Genomic DNA, 19,145 nt, shown 5'->3' on the forward strand with positions numbered 1-19,145 from the left:
GCCACTGTGGCAGTGGTCAGCGGTGCTGGAGGGCGAGCCCTCGCCGTTGTCTCTCCAAGCGGGTAGGTGCAGGTGTTCCTGCAACAGCAGTCGTAGCCCTGGTCGTCCCGTCGCCCGCGGCTCTGCATCGCAAGCTGCGGGATCGCCGCCGGCGTCCTCCATCGAAGCGGTAGCGGGCGTGTCGGCCACGACTGACAGCGACCTCGGCGATCGAGTGTCATCACGAAGGCAGGTCCAGGCGCCTACCGCTCCTGACCAGTAGCGGTGGCACTGCGTCATCCCCTCTGTTCCTCGAACGTCCCAGGCGCGGACGGCGCTGACCGGCACATGACGGCGCGGTCCTGTCCAGCCGAGGACAGACCCGACAACGTCGTGACGGCGCAGCCCGTCCACGATCCCGTATGGCCCGTGGAGAAGGGACTGTGCGATGCACTGCCGCCACAGGTGCACGACAGTGGGACTCTGCGTCACCGGAGTGACGAATGCACCCAGCGGGCCTGTCTTGGGGTCGATCGGGCGGCGCACCGCGTGACCGCCGCCGGCTTCCTCGGGGCCCTCGTCGGTATCGGTCCGCCACTCAGACCAGAGTGCGATGAACTCACTCGAATGCGCCCATGACCTGAGGTACGACTCGATCGCTCTGAGGGACTCGGCGTGCTCCCAGTTCCGACCGGTCGAGCCCGTCTGCTCGGTGACGAGCGCCAAGGGCTCCGCAGGAGGGAGAGGTGCGGCATCGACGACTACGTCGGAGCTGCTCCTGGATTGCCGCTGCAGGCGTCCCAGGAGGGAGCGAGGGGAGCGCACGGTTCCTCCAGAAGCCAGGATCGGACGTCAACCCTGAGTTTAGCTACAACTCATCTTTAGTTACAACTACAGCGTCGGGCAGCGCGACACTCGGAGTCCTCACAGGGGGATGGGCCACTGATGACCGCCCCTCCGGTCACCCATGCTGGCGCCGCAGGCGCAGCTCCGAGCACGCGCCTGGGCCGCTGCGCGTTCGAGACCGACACCTGCACCACTGACAGCCCCACGTCGGCCGGGACAGCGCGCACGACGCCACGCTCAAGCAGAACGGGCGAGCGGCCGATACTCGTCGTACGCCCGTCCTAACCTGCAGTGCGGACCCGGGGAGGGGGACGCAGTGAGCACAGCCGTCTGGGCCTTCATCGGGGTGGTGGCCGGCGGGCTGCTCACGGTCGCGGCCCAGGCCACCGCCGAGTCCCTCAAGGCCCGTGCCGCGGCACGGGCACGGCACGAACAGCGCGAGCGCGCGACGCGCCAGTTCCAGCGCGACACGCTGATCGAGCTGCAGGCCGCCATGGCCGACTACCGGGCGGCGCTGTGCCGGGACAAGACCCAGCTGCTGCCCCTGCGGAGCACGGAGCAGCAGCTCTCGGCCGCCCGGGCGAGGTACCAGATGCTCGTGCACCGCGTGTCGTCGTCCGCCGCCCGGGAGGCCGCGCTGGCGTGGGAGGCGGCCGCACTGCCCTGGTTCCAGGGCGACGACTCCGGCACCGCCGCGGCGGAGTCCGAGGCGTGGGAGACGGCGATGCGGGTGACGGGCGAGGCCGTCCGCGCCACGGACTGAGTGCCGCTCAGGCGGTCCGCAGGCGCTCCGCGACCCCGTGGTCCCGGGCCGCCTCGAGCAGGTACTCGCCGAACTCCCGGGTGACGTGCTCGGCGCGCAGCAGCGCGGCCCCGCCGTCGACGAGCACTCGGGTGACGAGCTCGTCGGCGAAGGACGGGGTCCCTGCCACCATGCGGCGGAAGTCCACCACGATGGTGGCGCCGGCCATGCGGTCCGCGAGGCCGTCGACGAGGGCACGGGCGCGCTCGCGGCCGCCGCTCAGCTGCGGGACCTCGATCGGTGGGAGGACAGCGGGCACGGTCATCGACCTCCTCACAGGCTCAGGCGCACGTGGGCGAGCGTACCGGGATAGGGCGCGGGGAGATCGCTCAGCTCGGGGTCCAGGTGACCGTGCCGGAAGGTGCCGCTGGCCGCTCCGCTGATGAGCGTCACGCTGCCACGGTGCTCGCCGGTGATGCCGATGACCCGGCTGATCCCGCGTCCGCGGCCCGGGCGGCCGATCGAGGTCACGTGCACCTGGGCCGCGCGCACGATCGCCGTCCGGTCGTCGGGCACGGGGAACACCGCGGCGAGTCGCTCACGCAGACCGATCCCGCTGTCACCCACGGCGAACGAGATGTCCCCCCTGTTCTCGTATCGCTGGAGTGCCACGTAGCCGTGCGACCGCGTGCTGTGCTCCAGGACGTTCCGGGCCATCTCGTCGAGTGCTGCGTACAGCGGCTGGATGAGCCCGGGGTGGTCGTCGACGTAGGTCTGCACGAGGGCGGCGGCGACGGTGTCCAGCCCGGCCTCCCCGTCGAACCGGCGCAGCTCGACGAGACGGTGGCCGAGCCGGCGCTCCCGCACCTGGGGCAGGTCGTGCACCACGTCGAGTCCGGTGAGCTGCTCGCCGAGCCGCATCCGGGTGAGGTAGTTGGCGACGTCGCCGCCCTCGGGCTTGCGGAAGCGGACGGGGCGGTGCAGCAGGGTCGCCCGCTCGGCGATGACGGCGAGGCTCACCAGTCCGGCCGGGTCGATGAACTTCAGACCGGTCAGGTCGATCTCGACGGATCCGGTGCCCGCAGGGCGCAGGTGTCCGCCGATCTCGTCGTACGTCAACACGCCGTTGGTGCAGACCGTGATGTCGACGCAATCGGTCCTGGTCATCTCCGATACATCATCGACGAGGGTCTGACAGTCAGCGAGTGACGGCGTCGTCCTCGTCCGTGACCAGTGGTGTTGTCGCTCGGCCGCGCTGCGTCAGGACCGGACGCCCAAGTTCCGGGAGGTGTCGGCCGGCGCCCCGCGGGCCGCCGGAGACCGGTCAGGACGGCGCGTCGCCGAGCCCGGCGCAGGAGCGGAGCGCGGCGAAGTCCGCCCTCGCCCGATCGGCGTCGGGGCCGGTGCGGGGCTGCGGCAGGCCGGCGTCGTCGATCCGCGCCGGGACGAAGTCGGCCTGGAGCACGCGCCCGTCGTCGACGGTCAGGTTCAGGACCCCGGTCGTGACGGCGGCCGGGTAGTTCGACCGCCACCAGACGAAGTTGCCGAGGCCGTAGGCGACGTAGGTGTCCCCGAGCCAGCCGGCGCCCTGCAGCGCGTGGGCGTGCGTCCCCACGAGGACGTCCGCGCCGGCCTGCGACAGCTGCTCGGCGAGGTCGCGCTGCAGCCGCGAGGGACAGCTCGACCGCTCCTCACCCCAGTGCAGGTACACCACGACCGTGTCGGCCTGCTGGCGAGCCGACCGGACGGCCTGCAGCAGCCGGTCGGTGTCGAAGGCCGAGGCCACGCCCGCCCGGCCGGGACCGGCCGAGTACCGCCGCAGGGTCGAGTCGGGGACCTGGTCGGCTGCCAGCACCGCGATGCGCTCACCGCGGATCGTCGTCAGGTACGGGGCGAAGGCGGCGTCGTCGTCGGCACCGATCCCGACGACCGGGAAGTCCTGCTGCCGGGCGGCCTCCAGCGAGTCGGTGAGGCCGACCGGCCCGAAGTCGACGCCGTGGTTGTTGGCCATGCTCACCACGTCGACGCCGGCGGTCCGGAGGGCGTCGAACACCGACGGCGGCGCACGGAAGGTGAAGGACTTGGCCTCGGCGGTGCCGCGGTCGGTCACGGCGGTCTCGAGGTTCACCATGGTGAGGTCGGCGCCGTCCAGCAGCGGGGCCACGGGGGCGAGCGCGGTCTCGGGCTGCCGGAACCGCCCCTCGAGGCGCCCCGCGGTGTGCACGTCCCCGGCGAAGGCGAGGGTGACCGGACCCTCCGGCGGCGGGGTGGACGGGGTGGGAGCCGGAGCGGAGGTGGACGGCGGCACGGTAGCCGCGCCCGGTGTGCGACCGGTGCTGTCGCCCGCTGCGCCCATCGAGCAGCCGGCGAGCGCCAGGGCCACCAACGGGACGAGGTACCTCGCCACGGCGCCGACCCTAGCGAGACCCGGCCGTGTCGGTGCTCCCGCCGTAGCCGGGCAGCCACCGCCGGAGCTCGGCGTCGACGGCCACGGTGGCGTCCAGCGAGCAGAGGACACCGGCCAGCCCCGCGGCCACGCGCTGGAGCAGCAGGTGGCGCGGCGGGATGGTCAGCTGGCGCCGGGTGCGGGCTGCGGCGCTGAACGGGTCGGAGGCGAGCCGGGTCTGCTCCTGCAGCCACGCCCGGGTGCAGCGGAAGGCCGGGCTGCACAGCGGCTGGAGGTAGGGGTCCAGCAGCGCGAGCAGGGCCTGGACGGGCACCTGGTCCGCGCGCAAGAGTCCGGCAGAGGCGGCGATGCGGTGCAGGGCCGCGGCATCGCCGTCCCGCCCGGCCGCGAGCAGCGGGCCGAGCCGGGCCGGCCAGCCGTGCGGCAGAACCTCGGTCGCCCCGAAGTCGAGGACGGCGAGCCGCCCGTCGGGCAGCAGCCGGAAGTTGCCGGGGTGCGGGTCGCCGTGCAGCCGGCGGGCGCGCACCGGGGCGGAGGCGAGCAGGCGGACCAGGAGCTGACCGGCGTGGTCCCGGTCGTCCCGGGTGCCGTCGGCGATGACCCGCGACAGGGGAGTGCCGTCGACCCAGCGGGTGACCAGGACCTGGCCTGCGACGGCCAGCACGTCGGGGACGGCGATGTCCGGGTCGTCACGGTAGGCGTCAGCGAACGCGGTCTGGGCCTCGGCCTCCCGGGCGTAGTCGACCTCCTCGACCAGCCGGTCGCGCAATTCGGCGAACAGCTGCCGGGCATCGAGACCGGGCGCGGCCGCCTGCACGACCGGCGTCAGCGTCTGCAGCACACCCAGGTCGGCCACGAGGGCCTCGCCCGCACCCGGGTACTGGACCTTGACCGCCACCGGGGTGCCGTCGGACCAGGTGGCGCGGTGCACCTGCCCCACGCTGGCCGCCGCGACCGGCCGGTCGTCGAGGTCGCGGAACAGCCGCCGCCAGTCGGGTCCGAACGACGCCGCCAGCTGTCGGTGCACCAGGTCGGCCGGCATGGCCGGCGCCGCCTCCTGCAGCTTCACCAGCGCCTCGCGGTAGGGGCCGACCAGCTGGTCGGGCAGCGCGGCCTCCATCGCCGACATTGCCTGGCCGACCTTCATGGCGCCGCCCTTGAGCTGGCCGAGGACGGCGAACAGCTGCTCGGCGGTGCGCTGCTGCACCTGCGCGGCGACCACCTCGGCCGGGCGGCCCCCGATCCGCTTGCCGAGCCCCAGCGCGGTGCGCCCGGCGTAGGCGGCGGGCAGCGCGGCGAGCCGGGCCGTCCGGGCCAGGCGGCCCCGCGGCGGCCGGCCGTCCTCGGAGGTCACCGGCGGACGGTAGCGCCCCCGACGACGGCGTCGCCTGCTCCCGCGGACCTCAGGCGCGGGCCGTCAGCGCAGCTCGTACCACTCGTAGTCGATCGTGAGGTCCTCGTGGACGATCCCCTTGCCGACCGCCTGGACCCGGTTGAGCCACGCGTAGCGCTCGTCGCCGGTCTCGAAGCGCGGGGTCACGTAGATGGTCTTCGGCAGGTCCAGGCCGTCCGAGGCGTCCATCCGGCCGTGGACCTGGCCGAAGACGATCGCACCGTCGGAGGTGCGCCACGTCGACCGGATGTCGAGCGTCGCCGTGCCCTCGGGTCCGACGAGGAACCAGTCGCCGGAGGCGGTCCCCACCATCTCGCCGCTGAAGCGGTCCCCAACGAACTTCGCGCTCTCGTGCTCGAAGATCAACCGCGTCCCGGCCGGCCCGATGCCGACCTCGATCGGCGGCTTCAGCTGGACCCGCATCGTGCACAGCGGCACCAGTTCGATGGCCATCGTGCCTCCCCCGTCCTCCGAGTGGAGGCGCGAGGCTATCGCCGCGCAGCAGGCGCGACCCGGGTCTTCCGACCCCGACTGGGGGGAATCAGGACTGCGTGTCGAGAACCTGAAGCCCCTCCCGCTGCCAGGCCTCGAGCAGGTCTCGATCACCGGCCAGTGCGACAGTCGACGTGCTGGTGACCCGCAGCGCTGCAGCGCAGTGGACGGCGTCATAGCCGCGGAGGGCGTGAGTGCGCGCCAGAGCCCCTGCCGCGCGCACGAGGTCGTCGTCCACGTCGAGGACATCCATCTGGACCCAGACGGACTCGAGCTCGGCCAGTGCTCTGTCGTGCGCGTCGGCTGTCAGGCGACCAAGCCGGGACGCGCGGGCGAGCGCGGCGGAGGCCTCGGCGAACGTCATCCGGACGGTCGCCACGGTCTCGGCCTGGAGAAAGACCCGGAGGGAGATGTCGGTCCCGGGCTCCTCGACGAGCAGCGGCACCACTGCCGACGTGTCGAAGTAGGCGATCACCTGCGCTGTTCGGCGACCAGGTCGCTGACCGTTCCGGAGGCCTTGACCGGCCGGGGCGCCGAGCGCTTGCGCTGCCGGGCCGGTTGCACGAGCCCCTCCGCGATCAGCCGCTCCAATGGGCTGGGCTCGTCGACCGGGACGATGCGGGCGACCGGGCGGCCGTGGTCGGTGACGGTGACGGTGCGCCCGGCGCGCACCTCGGCCAGGTACCGGCTCAACCCGTCGCGCAGTTCCCGGATGCCGACCGAGTCCACTCGGACCTCCTTGTGGCCACTTCTTGAGACGACATCGTAGCCACATCGGACGTCAGTGGACGGCGCGCTCCTGCCCGGCCCAGTAGGGCTCGCGCAGTGCCCGCTTGAGCACCTTGCCGGCCGCGGAGACCGGCAGCGCGTCGACGACGTCCATCGACCTCGGCACCTTGTAGCCGGCGATCCGGTCGGCGCAGAAGGCGCGCAGCTCCTCCAGGGTGACGGCGGCGCCGGCCGCCGGGACGACGACGGCGTGCACGCGCTCGCCCCAGGTGTCGTCGGGGACGCCGATGACCGCGCAGGTGGCCACCGCCGGGTGCTGGGCGAGGACGTTCTCCACCTCGATCGAGTACACGTTCTCCCCGCCGGAGATGATCATGTCCTTGAGGCGGTCGGTGAGGTACACGTAGCCCTCGTCGTCCATCCGGCCGGCGTCGCCGGTGTGCATCCAGCCGCCCCGCAGCGCCTCCGCGGTCTCCTCCGGCCGGTTCCAGTAGCCGAGCATCACGTGGCCGCCGCGGACGACGATCTCCCCGACCTCGCCGCGGGGCAGCTCGACGTCGTCCGCGCCGACGACGCGGACCTCGGCGTGCGGAGCCGCGCGGCCGACGGAGCGCCGGTGCCTGGGGTCCTCGTGGTCGTCGGGCGTGAGGAGGGTCGCTATGGGGCCGAGTTCGGTCATGCCGTAGGCCTGCATGAACCGCGCGTTGGGCAGCGCCTTCACCGCCCGGCCGAGCAGCGCGTCGGACATGGGGGAGGCCCCGTACATGACCCGCCGGACGCTGGTCAGGTCGAACTCGTCGACCCGGGGGGAGTCGACCACCAGCTGGATCATCGTGGGGACGAGCAGCACGTCGGTGATGCCGTGCTCGCGGACGGCGGTCAGCACGGCCACGGGGTCGAACACCGGGATCATCACCTGCGTGCCGCCGACCACGCCGCCGGTGACCCAGCTGGAGAAGGCGGCGGCGTGGAACATCGGCGCGGCGTGCAGGAGCACGCCGCCGGGCTGGAACTGCTCGGTGGCCAGCGCGCCCATGGCCGACGTCAGCAGGTTGTCGTGGCTGAGCATCACGCCCTTGGACCGGCCGGTGGTGCCTCCGGTGTAGAAGACGCCGGCGAGCTGGTCGCCGCCGCGGCGGGCGTCCTCGACCGGGTCGGAGGTCTCCACCAGGTGTTCGAAGGCGAGCATGCCGTCGGGGGTCGAGCCGTCGCCTGCGTGGACGACGTGCCGGAGCCACGGGTGGCCCGCCCGGATGCCGTCGACGCACGCCGCGAAGACGTCGTCGACGACGAGGACCCGGGCGTCGACCTCGGCGAGCGAGTCAGCGATCTCGGGGACGCTCCACCGGATGTTGACCGGGACGACGACGCCGCCGGCCCACAGCGTCGCGGCGAGGAACTCGTGGTAGCGGTCAGAATTGAGGGACAGGATGGCCGCGCGCTCGCCGTCCCGGACCCCGAGCTGCCGGAGGGCGGCGGCCAGCCGGGCGATCCGGTCGACCGACTCGGCGTGGGTCCGGGTGCGGCCGGCGCAGACGGTGGCGATCTCGTGCGGGCCTTGCTGAACGTGGCGGTGCAGCCCCTGGGTGAGGTACACGGCGACCTCCCGGTGGGATGTGAGGTACATCACGCTGGCTACCGAGGTCAGGGCGTGCCAGGGACTCAGGTCCCGCCGCCCCAGCATCTCCGCCGTGATCGTGGAATCGTCGCTTGCCCGTCCGGAGTGTCCCTCCTCGTATCGCGACGTCGGCAGCCTCGAACGCGGCGCGGCGGGTGTTCAGGCCTCGTAGTCGAAGAGGCGCACCTCCGAGTAGTCCCCACTGCAGGAGTACTGGAAGCTGTAGCTGCCGGAATCACGCAGGGAAAACGTCAGGGTCCCCTTGTAGTGTCCCGGCGAATCTATGGCCAGGAGGGAATCCCTAACCGGCACATCCCTGTACCCAGACACCAACAGGCATGAAGTCCGTGGGCTGCGGAGATCTACCTCGCCGAATGCCTCGAACTCCACAGACGCCAACTGCGCCTCATGATCGACCGTGACCGTATACACGTGGGCGTAGTAGTCGTCGGAGTAGATGGACCTGTCGTTGATCCGGTACTCAGCGACAGGACTCGGGGTCGTCGGATCGCTCGGGGGAGGATCCGAGGGCGCCGGTGCACTGGGCGCCGGCGCTGTGGCCGTCGCCGTCGCGCTCTGAGTGGGTGAGGGTTCCGGCTGCCCATGCGGCAGCGAGGTGGAGCCGTCGAACCAGCCGTTCAGCGGACCCAGGGCAGCCAGGGGCAGCGCAAGGACTGCTGCAATGGCACCGATCTTGCCCCAGTTCCACCCATCTCCATGACCTGGCATGTCGGCAGCTGGTCCCCCGTCGCTTCGAGCATCCAGAAACCTCGCTCATGATGGTAAGAGCCAGTCCCCCTGATTCCAGGAACGACGTAGCGCGGCGTGCCGGCGACGGGGCTGGGCGTGATGTCCGCGTGGTGGCGTCGCATTCCATGGCGACGTCGGGCGGCACGGAGTTCCTCGCTGGGGCAGCTCTCGGGCTGAGGTCGGGCTGAAGCACGGCCTAGGGTGAGCGGCGGTGTGCGTAGACGGATGACCTGCGGTTACCCGGTCCGAGGATCATCGACGTGCCGCCGTCCCTGAGATCCGCGTCGCCAGGGGCGGACGGCTCTGCGGCCGTCCGCCCCTCGCGGCAGCCCTAGGAGGCCGTCCGCTCCCGGTCTCGGGCGGAGGCGATGAACTCCCGGACGACGGGGTAGACCTCGGCCTCCCAGCGGGACCCGCTGAAGACGCCGTAGTGGCCCACCTTCTCCTGCAGGTGGTGGCGCTTGCGCTCCTCGGGGATCCCGGTGCACAGCCGGTGGGCGGCTTCGGTCTGGCCGGGGGAGCAGATGTCGTCGTTCGCGCCCTCCACGGTGAGCAGCGCGGCGTTCCGGATGGCGCCGGGGTCGACCCGCTGTCCCCGCCAGGTGAAGCGGCCACGGGGGAGCTCGTGCTGCTGGAAGACGCGGCCGACGGTCTCCAGGTAGAACTCGGCCGGGACGTCCATGACCGCGCCGTACTCGTCGTAGAAGGCGCGGGTGGTCGCGGCCCGGACCGCGTTGCCGGTGACCAGGTCGCGGTACAGGCGCGCATGCGCGGTGAGGTGCCGCCGGGGGTTCATCGACATGAAGGCCGTCAGCTGGAGGACGCCGGGGTAGACCCGCCGTCCGGCGCCCGGGTACCGGCTCGGGACGGTGTCGACGACCCGGCGCTCGAACCAGGAGAGCGGCTTGTCGGCAGCTGACGTGTTGACCCGGTTGGGGTTGATGCGGGTGTCGATGGGGCCGGCCATGAGGGTGACGCTGGCGGGCTCGGCGGGGTCGCCCGCCTCGGCGAGCAGGGCGACGGCGGCGAGCACCAGCGGCGCGGGCTGGCAGACGGCCAGGAGGTGGGTGTCGGGGCCGAGGTGGCGCAGCGCCTGCATGACGTGGTCGATGTACTCGTCCAGCCCGAAGGGCCCGTGCTCGGCGGGGACATCACGCGCGTTGTGCCAGTCGATGACGTAGACGTCGTGGTCGGACAGGAGCGTCTTGATCGTCGGCCGGATCAGCGTCGTGAAGTGGCCGGACATGGGGCCGACGACGAGCACGCGGGGCTGGTCGCCCACCGAGGGCTTGGTGAAGTGCAGCAGGGTGCCGAAGGGCGTCCTCAGGGCCGGGCGCTCGAAGACGTCCGCCTCGCGGTCGCCGACCGGCACGGTGGTGATGCCGAAGGCCGGACGGCGGTGGGTGGGACGCGCGTTGGCGAGGATGTCGCAGGCGGCCACCATGTGACGGACGGCCGGCGTGCGGCCCAGCGGGGCCGGCAGACCCTGCAGCGCGCGGGCGGTCCACTCGGACGCCGCGACGACGGGCGCTCCCATCCGGCGGTTCATCTCGTAAGCGCTGTAGAGCATCGGCCTGCCTGTCGCTGGGTTGCGGTTTGTCAAGTGACCTAGGTCACCGGTTGGGAACGTTAACCCCTGTGAACGACGGCCGCGCGGAGGGGCCTCGGCTCGGCGACGTGGCGGGCACGTGTCGCGGCACTGGTGTCCCTTGCGCAACAGCCGTCACTCCGGTCCCAGCTGTGGCTCGGGGCGTCGAGGTGGAGTCGGCGCTCGGCGCCGGTGTGGCCGGAGTCTGACCCACCTCGCGAGAGCGCCCCGACGACCACGGCCGCCGGGGCGCTCTGCGTTGTGCAGACTCCTACACCGCCTCGGGGACGTGCAGGTGGGCGAGGACGAGGTCCATCTCGGCGATGTCCACGATCTTGGCGCCCATGGCCTGCGCGAACTGGTTGCGGAGCGTCCTGGCGTGCTTGCGCACCAGCCCCGCGGCATCACGGTTCTCGAAGCTGGTGACGCTGACCGTCCGGCCAAGGCGCCGGTCGACCAGCATGCTGACGCTGCAGAAGCCGGGCAGCTCCTGCAGCTTGGGCAGCAGGTTGTCCCGGTAGGCGTCGAGCAGGTCGTCGAGGTGACTCGGGGTGATGCGGGCCCAGGTGACCTGCGCGCCGGCGCCGTCCCCGGCCGGGCGCTCCCGGTGGAGGACCGCGATCTCCCACTCCTGGACGTCGGCGTGCTCGCCGCCGAGGGCGTGCAGGAGGCGGTGCTGGACGGTGCGGTCCTCCGCGGCGGTGGCGCGCATGGCCTGCTGGTCGACCCAGGAGGTCGCGACGATGCAACGGCCGCTCTCGCGGTCCGTGAGCATCGACAGGCCGACGCAGCCGTCAGCCCGCTTGACCGACGGCATCACCTCGTCGCGCACGTACGCGATGCCGGCGTCGAGGTTGCTGGGGTTGCCGCGGATGCTGGTGGATCGGGCGTACATGCCACCTCCGTTCGGGCGGCGCCCCGGCGGCATCGCCTCGCGGTCAGCTTCGCGGCCGCCGATCGGCGAGGCAATGGCAGAAGTGAGGCACGTGCCGATCCCAGAGCGGTGCGCCGGGCGAGGGGACGGTGGCGCCGACCAGGGCGGTCAGTGGACGGCGCGCTCTTGGCCGGCCCAGTAGGGCTCGCGCAGGGCCCGCTTGAGTTGGCCGATTGAAGCGTCACCTCAATCGTCTGCAGCTGGGCGGGCACGGCCGGTGGGACGGGAACGGGCGGCGCGGCGAGCACGGGCTGTGCGACGAGCGTCGTCGCAGCGGCGACGACGCCCAGCACGACGGCACCGCGGCTGCTGTGTGCGGACATGGCTGCATCCGAGCGGACACGCGGGCGGGGTGGGGCAGGGGTGCGGGCGTCAGGGTCCTCGCAACCGTCTCGCGCCGTCCATCGTGCCGTTGACGGTTCGTGAGGCGTCGGTTGCGCCGTGCCCCACGGTCATGGGCGGCCAGAACGAGTGACCTCTGTGGACGAGGAGACGGAGGGGGGTCACGGTGATCGCGCCAGTCCCGCACCCGTGTCGCGCAGTCCCCGATGGGAGGAGGGCAGGTGTGATGCGGGAATGACCGACAGCACCATCTTCCTCGCGGTCGACGGTTCGCTCACCGCCCTGCGCGGGGCGAACTACGACAGCGAGGACGTCCTCCAGCAGGCCCTCGCGCAGTTCCCAGAGATGATCGCCGGCGTCGGCACGGCCGGGGAGAGCGCGAAGCTGCTATTGGTGCGGCGGGAGATGCCGGTGGCGGCCGCAGAGGGAATCGGCCTCTCACTCGACCACCTGTTCATCGACCAGTCCGGCGTGCCGGTCCTGGTCGAGGTCAAGCGCGCCTCGGACACCAGGGCCCGCAGGGAGGTGGTCGCGCAGATGCTCGACTACGCGGCCAACGGTGTGACGACGTGGCAGAACGACCTGCGGGACGTGGTCGCCCAGGCCGCTGGCAAGACCGAGCCGGCCACTTACCTGCAAGAGCAGCTGGGGATCGAGGACGTCGAGGCGTTCTGGGCCACGGTCGAGGACAACCTGCGGGTGGGCAAGATCCGGCTCATCTTCCTGGCCGACCGCCTGGCTCCCGGGCTCGTGCGGATCATCGAGTTCCTCAACGAGCAGATGCGCGACGTCGAGGTGCTGGGTATCGAACTACCGAAGTACACGGCTCCTGCGGGGCAGGTCGTGTACGTGCCGCGAGTGGTTGGGCGGACGGCGGCCGCGGTGGAGACGAAGCAGCGTCGGGCCAAGGGCGCGCCGTGGTCCGAGCAGACCCTGGTCGACGCGGCAGCGGCGGCTCGGACGCCCGAGGAGGTCGATCTGGTTCGGCGTCTGATTCAGGACGTCAAGACGCGGGGCGGCCGGTTCTCCTGGGGGAGCGGCAGGACGGCCGCGGTCACCGGTCGGTACGTCGTTGACGGGGTGGACACGCCGGTGTGGAACGTCAATGTGGGGGACGGGACGACGGCCGGCTCGCTCTACTACCTCCTCCCCGACTACTCGACGAGGCACCAGGGCGACCGCCTCGAGGCCTTCGCGGACGCTGTGGCGCAGACGGGCGAGCTGAAGGACAGGGTCGAGCAGGTGCGGGCCCAAGGGTGGAGCGGCTGGCCGTCCCTACCGCTGGCTCGTGCGGCAGCCATGGCCGAGGAGGCCCTCCTGCCGTTCAAGGTGGCCATCGGGTAGCGACGACTCCGACATCAGGGCGAGGCGGTCCACTCGCTGCAACGCGGCAGCGGGGTGCGCCCGCCCGAGCACCGTGCCGCGCTGCTCGTCGCGGCCCGGCGGACCCTGGCGCCGGCCGTGGCGTCCCGCACGCCGGACTGGGAACTCGCGCTGGCCGACCTGCAGCCCGCTCCGTCCGCTGGTTCGGGCGCGGGCACCCCGATCGCGCTGCAGTTCGACGTCGAGAGGGCCGGAACCGCCGCGCCGGCGCGGCCGATGTAGCGGTGCGGCTGCGCCCGGTCGTGCCCGGCCGCACACTTCTCCTGACCTTCGACGGGACCCGCTGCATCTCTGCCTCTCGGGTCGAGGAGGACTGCGCACCCCAGCAGGACGCGCTCGAGCTGACCTGGTTCTCACCCCTCGAGGCGCGGAGCCGGCCGTGCTGGCCGAGCGGATGAACGGGCAGAGCACCTTGCCGCTGCAGGCCCCGGCTCACCTCGCGTCTGACCGCCGCCATCTCCCCGTGTGGGTCGACACAGCAGCGGCGCTCGGGGCCCGTGGGGCACATGCGCCCAGTCCGGAGGACTGCTCCGAGCAGGTTGCGTCACAGTGGCGTTCCGCTCGGTCAGGATGCATCGCAACGCGCGCAAGCCGCCAGTGAGTGTCTGGCCGGTGTCTGTGAAGAGCCCGACTCGTCTGCCTCCTTCGCAGGGCGTCCCCTACCCGCGTTCGAGGAGCCCACCGTGGATGCCGAAATCCAGCTGATCAGTGACGGCGATGGCCTGGCGGTCATCGGAAGCCCGACCGCGGTCGATCTCTTCCTCGCCGCTGAGCGGCTGGCGTCGCAGGATCTCGGACTGCCTCGTCTCGGAGCCGCTTTCAAGGCCGGCGCCCAGGTCGCCCAGGTGTATCCCGAGATCGCGGAGATGGCGGGTCGCTGGGTGGAGCTGACCAAGGACTCCGCGCACCTGGTCAAGGGCCTGACGAAGAGTTCGACGTCCGGAGTGAGCACCGGTGTGGTGAAGGCCGGAAAGGGCAACGGCCGGTTCGGCGCGTTCGTCGAGTTGGCGAAGGAGCCCGTGTCTCAGCTGTCCAAGAACCCGGCTGTTCTGTCCGGTGCGCCGGTGCTCATGGCGCAGCTAGCGATGCAGCAGACCATGGACGAGATCACCGACTATCTCGCCACGATCGACGCCAAGCTCGACGACGTGCTCCGCGCACAGGAGGACGCCGTCCTCGCGGACATGATCGGCGTCGGCTTCGACATCGACGAGGCGACGACCCTGCGCGAGCACGGCGGCCGGGTCAACGAGGTCACGTGGTCGAAGGTTCAGGGGTCGTCGGCGACGATCGCGCGCACCCAGGCGTACGCACTGCGCCAGCTCGACGCGCTCGCCGAGAAGCTGGAGCGCCACACGAGCGTTGGCGACCTCGCCGAGACGGCCAAGAAGGCCGAGGCCAAGACCCAGGACTGGCTCGCCGTCCTGGCTCGCTGCTTCCAGCTGCAGGACGCGATTGCCGTGATCGAACTCGACCGGGTGCTGGACGTGGCCCCGGACGATCTAGACGGGCACCGCCTCGGACTGAAGGCCGTCCGGCAGAAGCGGCTGGAGACCATCGCGCAGGCCACCGGGCAGCTGCTGGCCCGCATGGACGCGGCAGCGGGCACGGCCAACGCGAAGGTGCTGCTGAACCCCCTCCAGTCGCCGGCCATCGTGCGGGCGAGGCAGCACGTCGCGATCGCCGTCACCGACTTCCACGGGCGGTTGGGGCTCGAGTCGGACGGGCGGCAGTCGGTGGAGGCGCGGGCCTGGACGTCGGCCGCCACGGAGTTCCGGGACAAGGTGCTGGAGACGGGAGCGGAGGGCGTCGACGCTTCCTGGCGCCTGGGGAACGAGACCTTCGGCCGGGCGAAGTCGGTCACGGGCAAGCTCTCCAGCGGGATCGCCGGCCGCGCGGCGCGCTGGCGGGGGAACGGCGAGGAGCCCGCGCAGGGGGCCGAGTAAGCGACGTCGCCTGTCCGAGTGACGCTTCTGCTACCGGGGCTCGCGCCCACCGATTCGTGTCGGAGGCGTCCGCTTTCCCGAGGGCCGGCAGAGGCGGGCTGCCGGGCGACGGCGATCGGGAGGCACGGAGTTGTGCAGCGCGGCGGGGAGTGAGTGGCGCCGCACGTAGAGCCGCACGTAGATACGACGGAGGCGCTGTAGTTCGTCTTCGACAGCGGCTTGCAGCACGAGCGCGAGTACCTGGAGTGGCTGAGGGCCGAAGGCACGACGGGCGAGGAAATCGAGACGGCCTTCGACGCCGAGGGACGATGCCGCGCGGAGGCGCAGACCGTCGAGGCGATGCGCTGCGGCGTCGACAGACCGGGTGCTTCTCAACCGCGTGCGACGTGGGGTCCGCGAGGTTGCAGCTCAGGGTCGTGGTGGCGCAGGAACGGAACGGTTGGGAGCGGAGATGCGCGTGTCCCAGCGCGTGCTGGCCAGTTGCCGCTCGGCATGGGTGACGACCGAGAACACGTCCGTGGCGGTGTAACCGGTTGTTCCGCGTTCGACGGAGCGGCGGGTGAGGATGCCGGCATCCGCGAGCTCCTCGAGGGCGGCCCGTGCAGCGGGGAACGAGACGCCCAATCGTCGCTGGGCCGTGCGGGTGGTCATGATGGGCACCTCAGGCAAGGTGCGCAGGATGCGCGAGGTCGCCGAGTCAGCACGAGGTGTCTCGCGTCGTCCCCGTGCGGCACGGTGTTCCGCCAGCTTCGCCTCCCACTCCGTCTGCAGCTCGCTGATCTGCGTGGCGAACAGACTCGCCTGTTCGGCTGCCACCGTCGTCGCGTGCAGGAACAGGTCCAGCCAGGCAGCCACGCCGTCGGCTGCCTGGTCCGACTCCGGCGGACCCACGTACCGGTAGGACGTGAGCCCTTGGACGTATCGATCGCGGAGTGTGGCCAGTACGAGGCTCACCGGCAGGACCGCCGACGGCGTGAGCCCGCGGCGTGTGAGCACCGTGTGGATCAGGGCACGACCGACACGCCCGTTCCCGTCCGTGAACGGATGGATGGTCTCGAACTGGGCGTGCACGATCCCGGCCTGGACGAGCGGCGCATGGACGGAGCCGTTCACGTAGTCGACGAGGTCCGCCATCAGGCCGGGGACCAGCTCCGGTGGTGGTGGGACGAACTCGGCGGACAGCGGATGCCAGGACGAGCCACCGATCCAGTTCTGGACGCGCCGGAGACCGTGGTGGCGCTCGTCGGGCAGAAGGGCCCGGTGCAAGGCCTCCACATCGGCAACGGTGACGGCGTCCACGCGAGCGAGCTCGTCGCTCGCCCTGCGCAGGACCGTGATGTTGTTGGCCACGAGGCGTGCCTGGTCGCTGAACCCGCGTACGTCTTCGTCCTGGGCGAGCTCGGCGAGTGCCACTTGCTGGGGTGACGGGGCGATGCCTTCGATGAGGGAACTGGCGATTGCCTCGGAGCGCAGGAGGAAGCGGGCGAGCCCTTCCAGCGCCCGCGCTCCTCGTCCCCTGTCCAGCTCTCGAACCGCTCGTTCGGCCACCGTCGCGGCGTGATTGGCCTCGCGGGACATGCGCAGGGGGCGGGCGGTGACGCCGTCAGGCTCGTACGTGCGATAGGGGCCGGACAGCCGGTCGGCGCGCGGGACCATGGTCACGTCCGAGTGTTCCCAGACTTCGTCCAGCCAGCGGGCCATGCGGGAAAACCTTTCATGACAGGGTCCGTCATTAAAGTTTGACACGCGATCCTTTGGTCGACGGTGTCGCGATTCAAGGATGTGCCGGCCCGCGGGCGACGATCACGGCACCGAGCTCGACGTCGTCCCGCCTGCCATCGAGGCGAGCCCGGTCAGCTCGGCCTGGGGCGTGTCAGTTCTCGTCCAGCGTGCGCACGGCCGTACGGAACGCGGCGGCGGACGTGTCGACCGCGGCCAGGGCATCGTCCGTGAGCTCCTGTCGGAGGCCGCGGGCGGCGTGCCCGTGGGGGATCAGGTCGCGGAGCAGCTCCGGTGCGCGGTCGAGGTGCGGGGTGCCGGGGGCGAGGAACGTGCGCTCGGGATCGAGCAGCCGGGCGACGTCGTCCCGGCTCCAAATGAGCGAATCCCCGATGCCGTTGGCGCTGCCCGCGGCCAGCACCTCGTCCACGAGCCACCGCAGGTCGTCGTCGGCCGACGGCTCCTGCAGCACGGAGCCGTGGCCGCCCTCGGAGAGCAGCGAAAGCATCCACTCGACGACCGCGCGGGATTCGGCCAACGTCTCGGACCCGATCCGCCCGGGGCCGAGGTCGAGCTCGGCGAGGGCCGCGGTGATGCGGGCGCGGGCGTCGGGGGGAGGGATGTCGCGCACGTGGACGTCCGGGTCGTCGTCCTCGACCAGCAGCTCGATCACCGACGCGAGCGGGGACTGGACGACGTACCCGTCGGTGGCGACGGCGCCGGCCTCGTTGTCGATGCGGACGACGGCGGTCAGGGGGTGGCCGCCGGGCACGGTGACGCCCACGAGCAGCTCGTCGGCGTCCCGGAACACCGTGCTGACCTCGACCGCCCGGTCGACCGGTGCGGTGCGGTCGAGCTCGGCGAGCCATCGGGGGAGCACGTGCCCGCGGTCGGCGATCTCGCGGCGCACCCGCCGGCGCAGGCCGGCGTCGACGGCGACGGTGGCGCCGAGGGGGTCGGAGGCGCGGCGGGTCTGCCCCTGCATCCAACGGCGGGTGAACCGGTACTCCGGGGTGCGCAGCGGCTGAAGGTAGGTGTCGAGCAGGTCGAGCAGGGCCTGTGGGGTCACCTTGTCGGGCTCGAGGAGGTGCCCAGCGGCGATGCGGTGCAGGGTCGCGGCGTCGCCGTCCCGGCCGGCGGCGAGCAGGGGGCCGAGCCGGTCGGGCCAGCCCTGCGGCATGGCCTGGGTGGAGCCGAAGTCGAGGACGGCGAGCCGTCTGTCGTCGAGGAGGCGGAAGTTGCCGGGATGGGGGTCGCCGTGCACGCGGTGGGCCCTTGCCGGTCCCGAGGCGAGGAGGCGGACGAGGAGCTGGCCGGCGCGGTCGCGGTCGTCCTGGCTGCCCTTGGCGATGACCTGCGAGAGGGGAGTGCCGTCGACCCATTCGCTGACCAGCACCTGGCCCTGGACCCTGAGCACGTTCGGGACGCAGATGTCGGGGTCGCCGCGGTAGCCGTCAGTGAAGGCCCGCTGCGCCGCGGCTTCCCGCTGGTAGTCGGCCTCCTCGGTGAGCCGTTCGCGCAGCTCGGCGAACAGCTGCCGGAGGTCGAGGCTGGGCGATGCCGCCTTCAGGATCGGAGACAGGACCTGGAGGGTGTCGAGGTCGGCTACGAGCGCCTCGGCGGCGCCGGGGTACTGGACCTTGACGGCCACCGGCGTGCCGTCGCGCCAGGTGGCGCGGTGCACCTGGCCGATGCTGGCCGCGGCGACAGGGTGGTCGTCGAAGTTCTCGAGGACGTGGCGCCAGTCCCGGCCGAGCGAGCGGTCCAGCTGCTCGTGGACCCGCGCCGTGGGCATGGCCGGCGCCGCCTCCTGCAGCCGGACCAGCGTCTCGCGGTAGGGGCCGGCCAGCTGCTCGGGCAGCGCGGACTCCATGGCCGACAGCGCCTGGCCGACCTTCATCGCGCCACCCTTGAGGTGGCCGAGCGTGGCGAACAACTGCTCGGCGGTGCGCTGCTGCACCTGCGCCGCGACGGCCTCCGCGGGGCGGCCGCCGATCCGCTTGCCCAGCCCGACGGCGGTGCGCCCGGCGAACGCGGCCGGCAGCGCGACGATCCGCGCCGTCCGCGCCAGACGGCCCCGCGGCGGCCGGCCGTCGTCCGCGAAGCCCATCTGAGGACGGTAGTCCCGCGTGCCGCCAAGGCACGACAGCGCGCTAGCGATTGACTCGGTCAGGCCTGTGCACTGGCCGCCCTCAATACCGGGCCCGTTGCGAAAGCAACTCGTCGCTGGGGAAAGTAGCTTGGACGTGCAGGCGGGAGGCGACTGCCTAGGATGCC

At 71.9% G+C, this 19,145-nt stretch carries 17 protein-coding genes; 4 read left to right on the forward strand and 13 right to left on the reverse strand.

The features are described 5' to 3' along the window. Positions 1-1,141 precede the first annotated feature (1,141 nt). Entirely contained in the window at positions 1,142-1,588 is a 447-nt protein-coding gene (locus ACWIX7_RS20435) for a hypothetical protein (RefSeq protein WP_448618239.1), read from the forward strand. A gap of 7 nt (positions 1,589-1,595) precedes the next feature. On the opposite strand, the gene ACWIX7_RS20440 is transcribed toward ACWIX7_RS20435, so the two are convergent. From ACWIX7_RS20440 to ACWIX7_RS20490, 11 genes are all read right to left on the reverse strand, one after another. Beyond that, complete coding sequence (locus tag ACWIX7_RS20440; protein ID WP_448618240.1) at positions 1,596-1,892, reverse strand: hypothetical protein; 297 nt, start codon at positions 1,890-1,892, stop codon at positions 1,596-1,598. A gap of 8 nt (positions 1,893-1,900) precedes the next feature. Further along, positions 1,901-2,734 (reverse strand): ATP-binding protein, encoded by an 834-nt coding sequence (locus ACWIX7_RS20445; protein WP_448618241.1) that lies wholly within the window; start codon positions 2,732-2,734, stop codon positions 1,901-1,903. A 157-nt stretch (positions 2,735-2,891) separates the two neighbouring features. After that, the gene (locus tag ACWIX7_RS20450; protein ID WP_448618242.1) at positions 2,892-3,974 is read right to left on the reverse strand and encodes a CapA family protein; all 1,083 of its coding nucleotides are present in this window, start codon (positions 3,972-3,974) and stop codon (positions 2,892-2,894) included. A 10-nt stretch (positions 3,975-3,984) separates the two neighbouring features. Beyond that, positions 3,985-5,328, reverse strand: coding sequence for an ABC1 kinase family protein (locus tag ACWIX7_RS20455; RefSeq protein WP_448618243.1), 1,344 nt, complete (start codon positions 5,326-5,328; stop codon positions 3,985-3,987). Positions 5,329-5,391: 63 nt separating this feature from the next. Then, positions 5,392-5,820, reverse strand: coding sequence for a DUF3237 domain-containing protein (locus ACWIX7_RS20460; protein ID WP_448618244.1), 429 nt, complete (start codon positions 5,818-5,820; stop codon positions 5,392-5,394). Positions 5,821-5,908: 88 nt separating this feature from the next. Further along, positions 5,909-6,334, reverse strand: coding sequence for a type II toxin-antitoxin system VapC family toxin (locus ACWIX7_RS20465; protein ID WP_448618245.1), 426 nt, complete (start codon positions 6,332-6,334; stop codon positions 5,909-5,911). Beyond that, positions 6,331-6,588, reverse strand: coding sequence for a type II toxin-antitoxin system Phd/YefM family antitoxin (locus ACWIX7_RS20470; protein ID WP_448618246.1), 258 nt, complete (start codon positions 6,586-6,588; stop codon positions 6,331-6,333). Before ACWIX7_RS20470 ends, ACWIX7_RS20465 begins: the two co-directional genes overlap by 4 nt. 52 nt (positions 6,589-6,640) lie before the next feature. Next, positions 6,641-8,185: an acyl-CoA synthetase gene (locus ACWIX7_RS20475; RefSeq protein WP_448618247.1), complete on the reverse strand. Its 1,545-nt coding sequence runs from the start codon at positions 8,183-8,185 to the stop codon at positions 6,641-6,643. 180 nt (positions 8,186-8,365) lie between these two features. After that, on the reverse strand, positions 8,366-8,638 hold the full coding sequence (locus ACWIX7_RS20480) for a hypothetical protein (RefSeq protein ID WP_448618248.1): 273 nt from the start codon (positions 8,636-8,638) through the stop codon (positions 8,366-8,368). Positions 8,639-9,287: 649 nt separating this feature from the next. After that, positions 9,288-10,526 (reverse strand): polyhydroxyalkanoate depolymerase, encoded by a 1,239-nt coding sequence (locus tag ACWIX7_RS20485; protein WP_448618249.1) that lies wholly within the window; start codon positions 10,524-10,526, stop codon positions 9,288-9,290. Positions 10,527-10,815: 289 nt separating this feature from the next. Further along, complete coding sequence (locus ACWIX7_RS20490) at positions 10,816-11,439, reverse strand: hypothetical protein (RefSeq protein WP_448618250.1); 624 nt, start codon at positions 11,437-11,439, stop codon at positions 10,816-10,818. A 519-nt stretch (positions 11,440-11,958) separates the two neighbouring features. Here ACWIX7_RS20490 and ACWIX7_RS20495 point away from each other — a divergent pair. The 3 genes from ACWIX7_RS20495 (at position 11,959) to ACWIX7_RS20505 (ending at position 15,149) form a co-directional block, all read left to right on the forward strand. Then, a complete protein-coding gene (locus ACWIX7_RS20495) occupies positions 11,959-13,164 on the forward strand; it encodes a hypothetical protein (protein ID WP_448618251.1) in 1,206 nt (401 codons plus the stop codon). A 54-nt stretch (positions 13,165-13,218) separates the two neighbouring features. Beyond that, positions 13,219-13,425 (forward strand): hypothetical protein, encoded by a 207-nt coding sequence (locus ACWIX7_RS20500; protein ID WP_448618252.1) that lies wholly within the window; start codon positions 13,219-13,221, stop codon positions 13,423-13,425. Positions 13,426-13,886: 461 nt separating this feature from the next. Continuing rightward, complete coding sequence (locus tag ACWIX7_RS20505) at positions 13,887-15,149, forward strand: hypothetical protein (RefSeq protein WP_448618253.1); 1,263 nt, start codon at positions 13,887-13,889, stop codon at positions 15,147-15,149. 408 nt (positions 15,150-15,557) lie between these two features. On the opposite strand, the gene ACWIX7_RS20510 is transcribed toward ACWIX7_RS20505, so the two are convergent. Continuing rightward, entirely contained in the window at positions 15,558-16,850 is a 1,293-nt protein-coding gene (locus tag ACWIX7_RS20510) for a Fic family protein (RefSeq protein ID WP_448618254.1), read from the reverse strand. A gap of 172 nt (positions 16,851-17,022) precedes the next feature. Further along, positions 17,023-18,978 carry an AarF/UbiB family protein gene (locus ACWIX7_RS20515; protein ID WP_448618255.1) on the reverse strand — a complete coding sequence of 652 codons (1,956 nt, stop codon included), beginning with the start codon at positions 18,976-18,978 and terminating at the stop codon, positions 17,023-17,025. Positions 18,979-19,145 lie beyond the last annotated feature (167 nt).

The organism is Geodermatophilus sp. URMC 65, assembly GCF_053502545.1.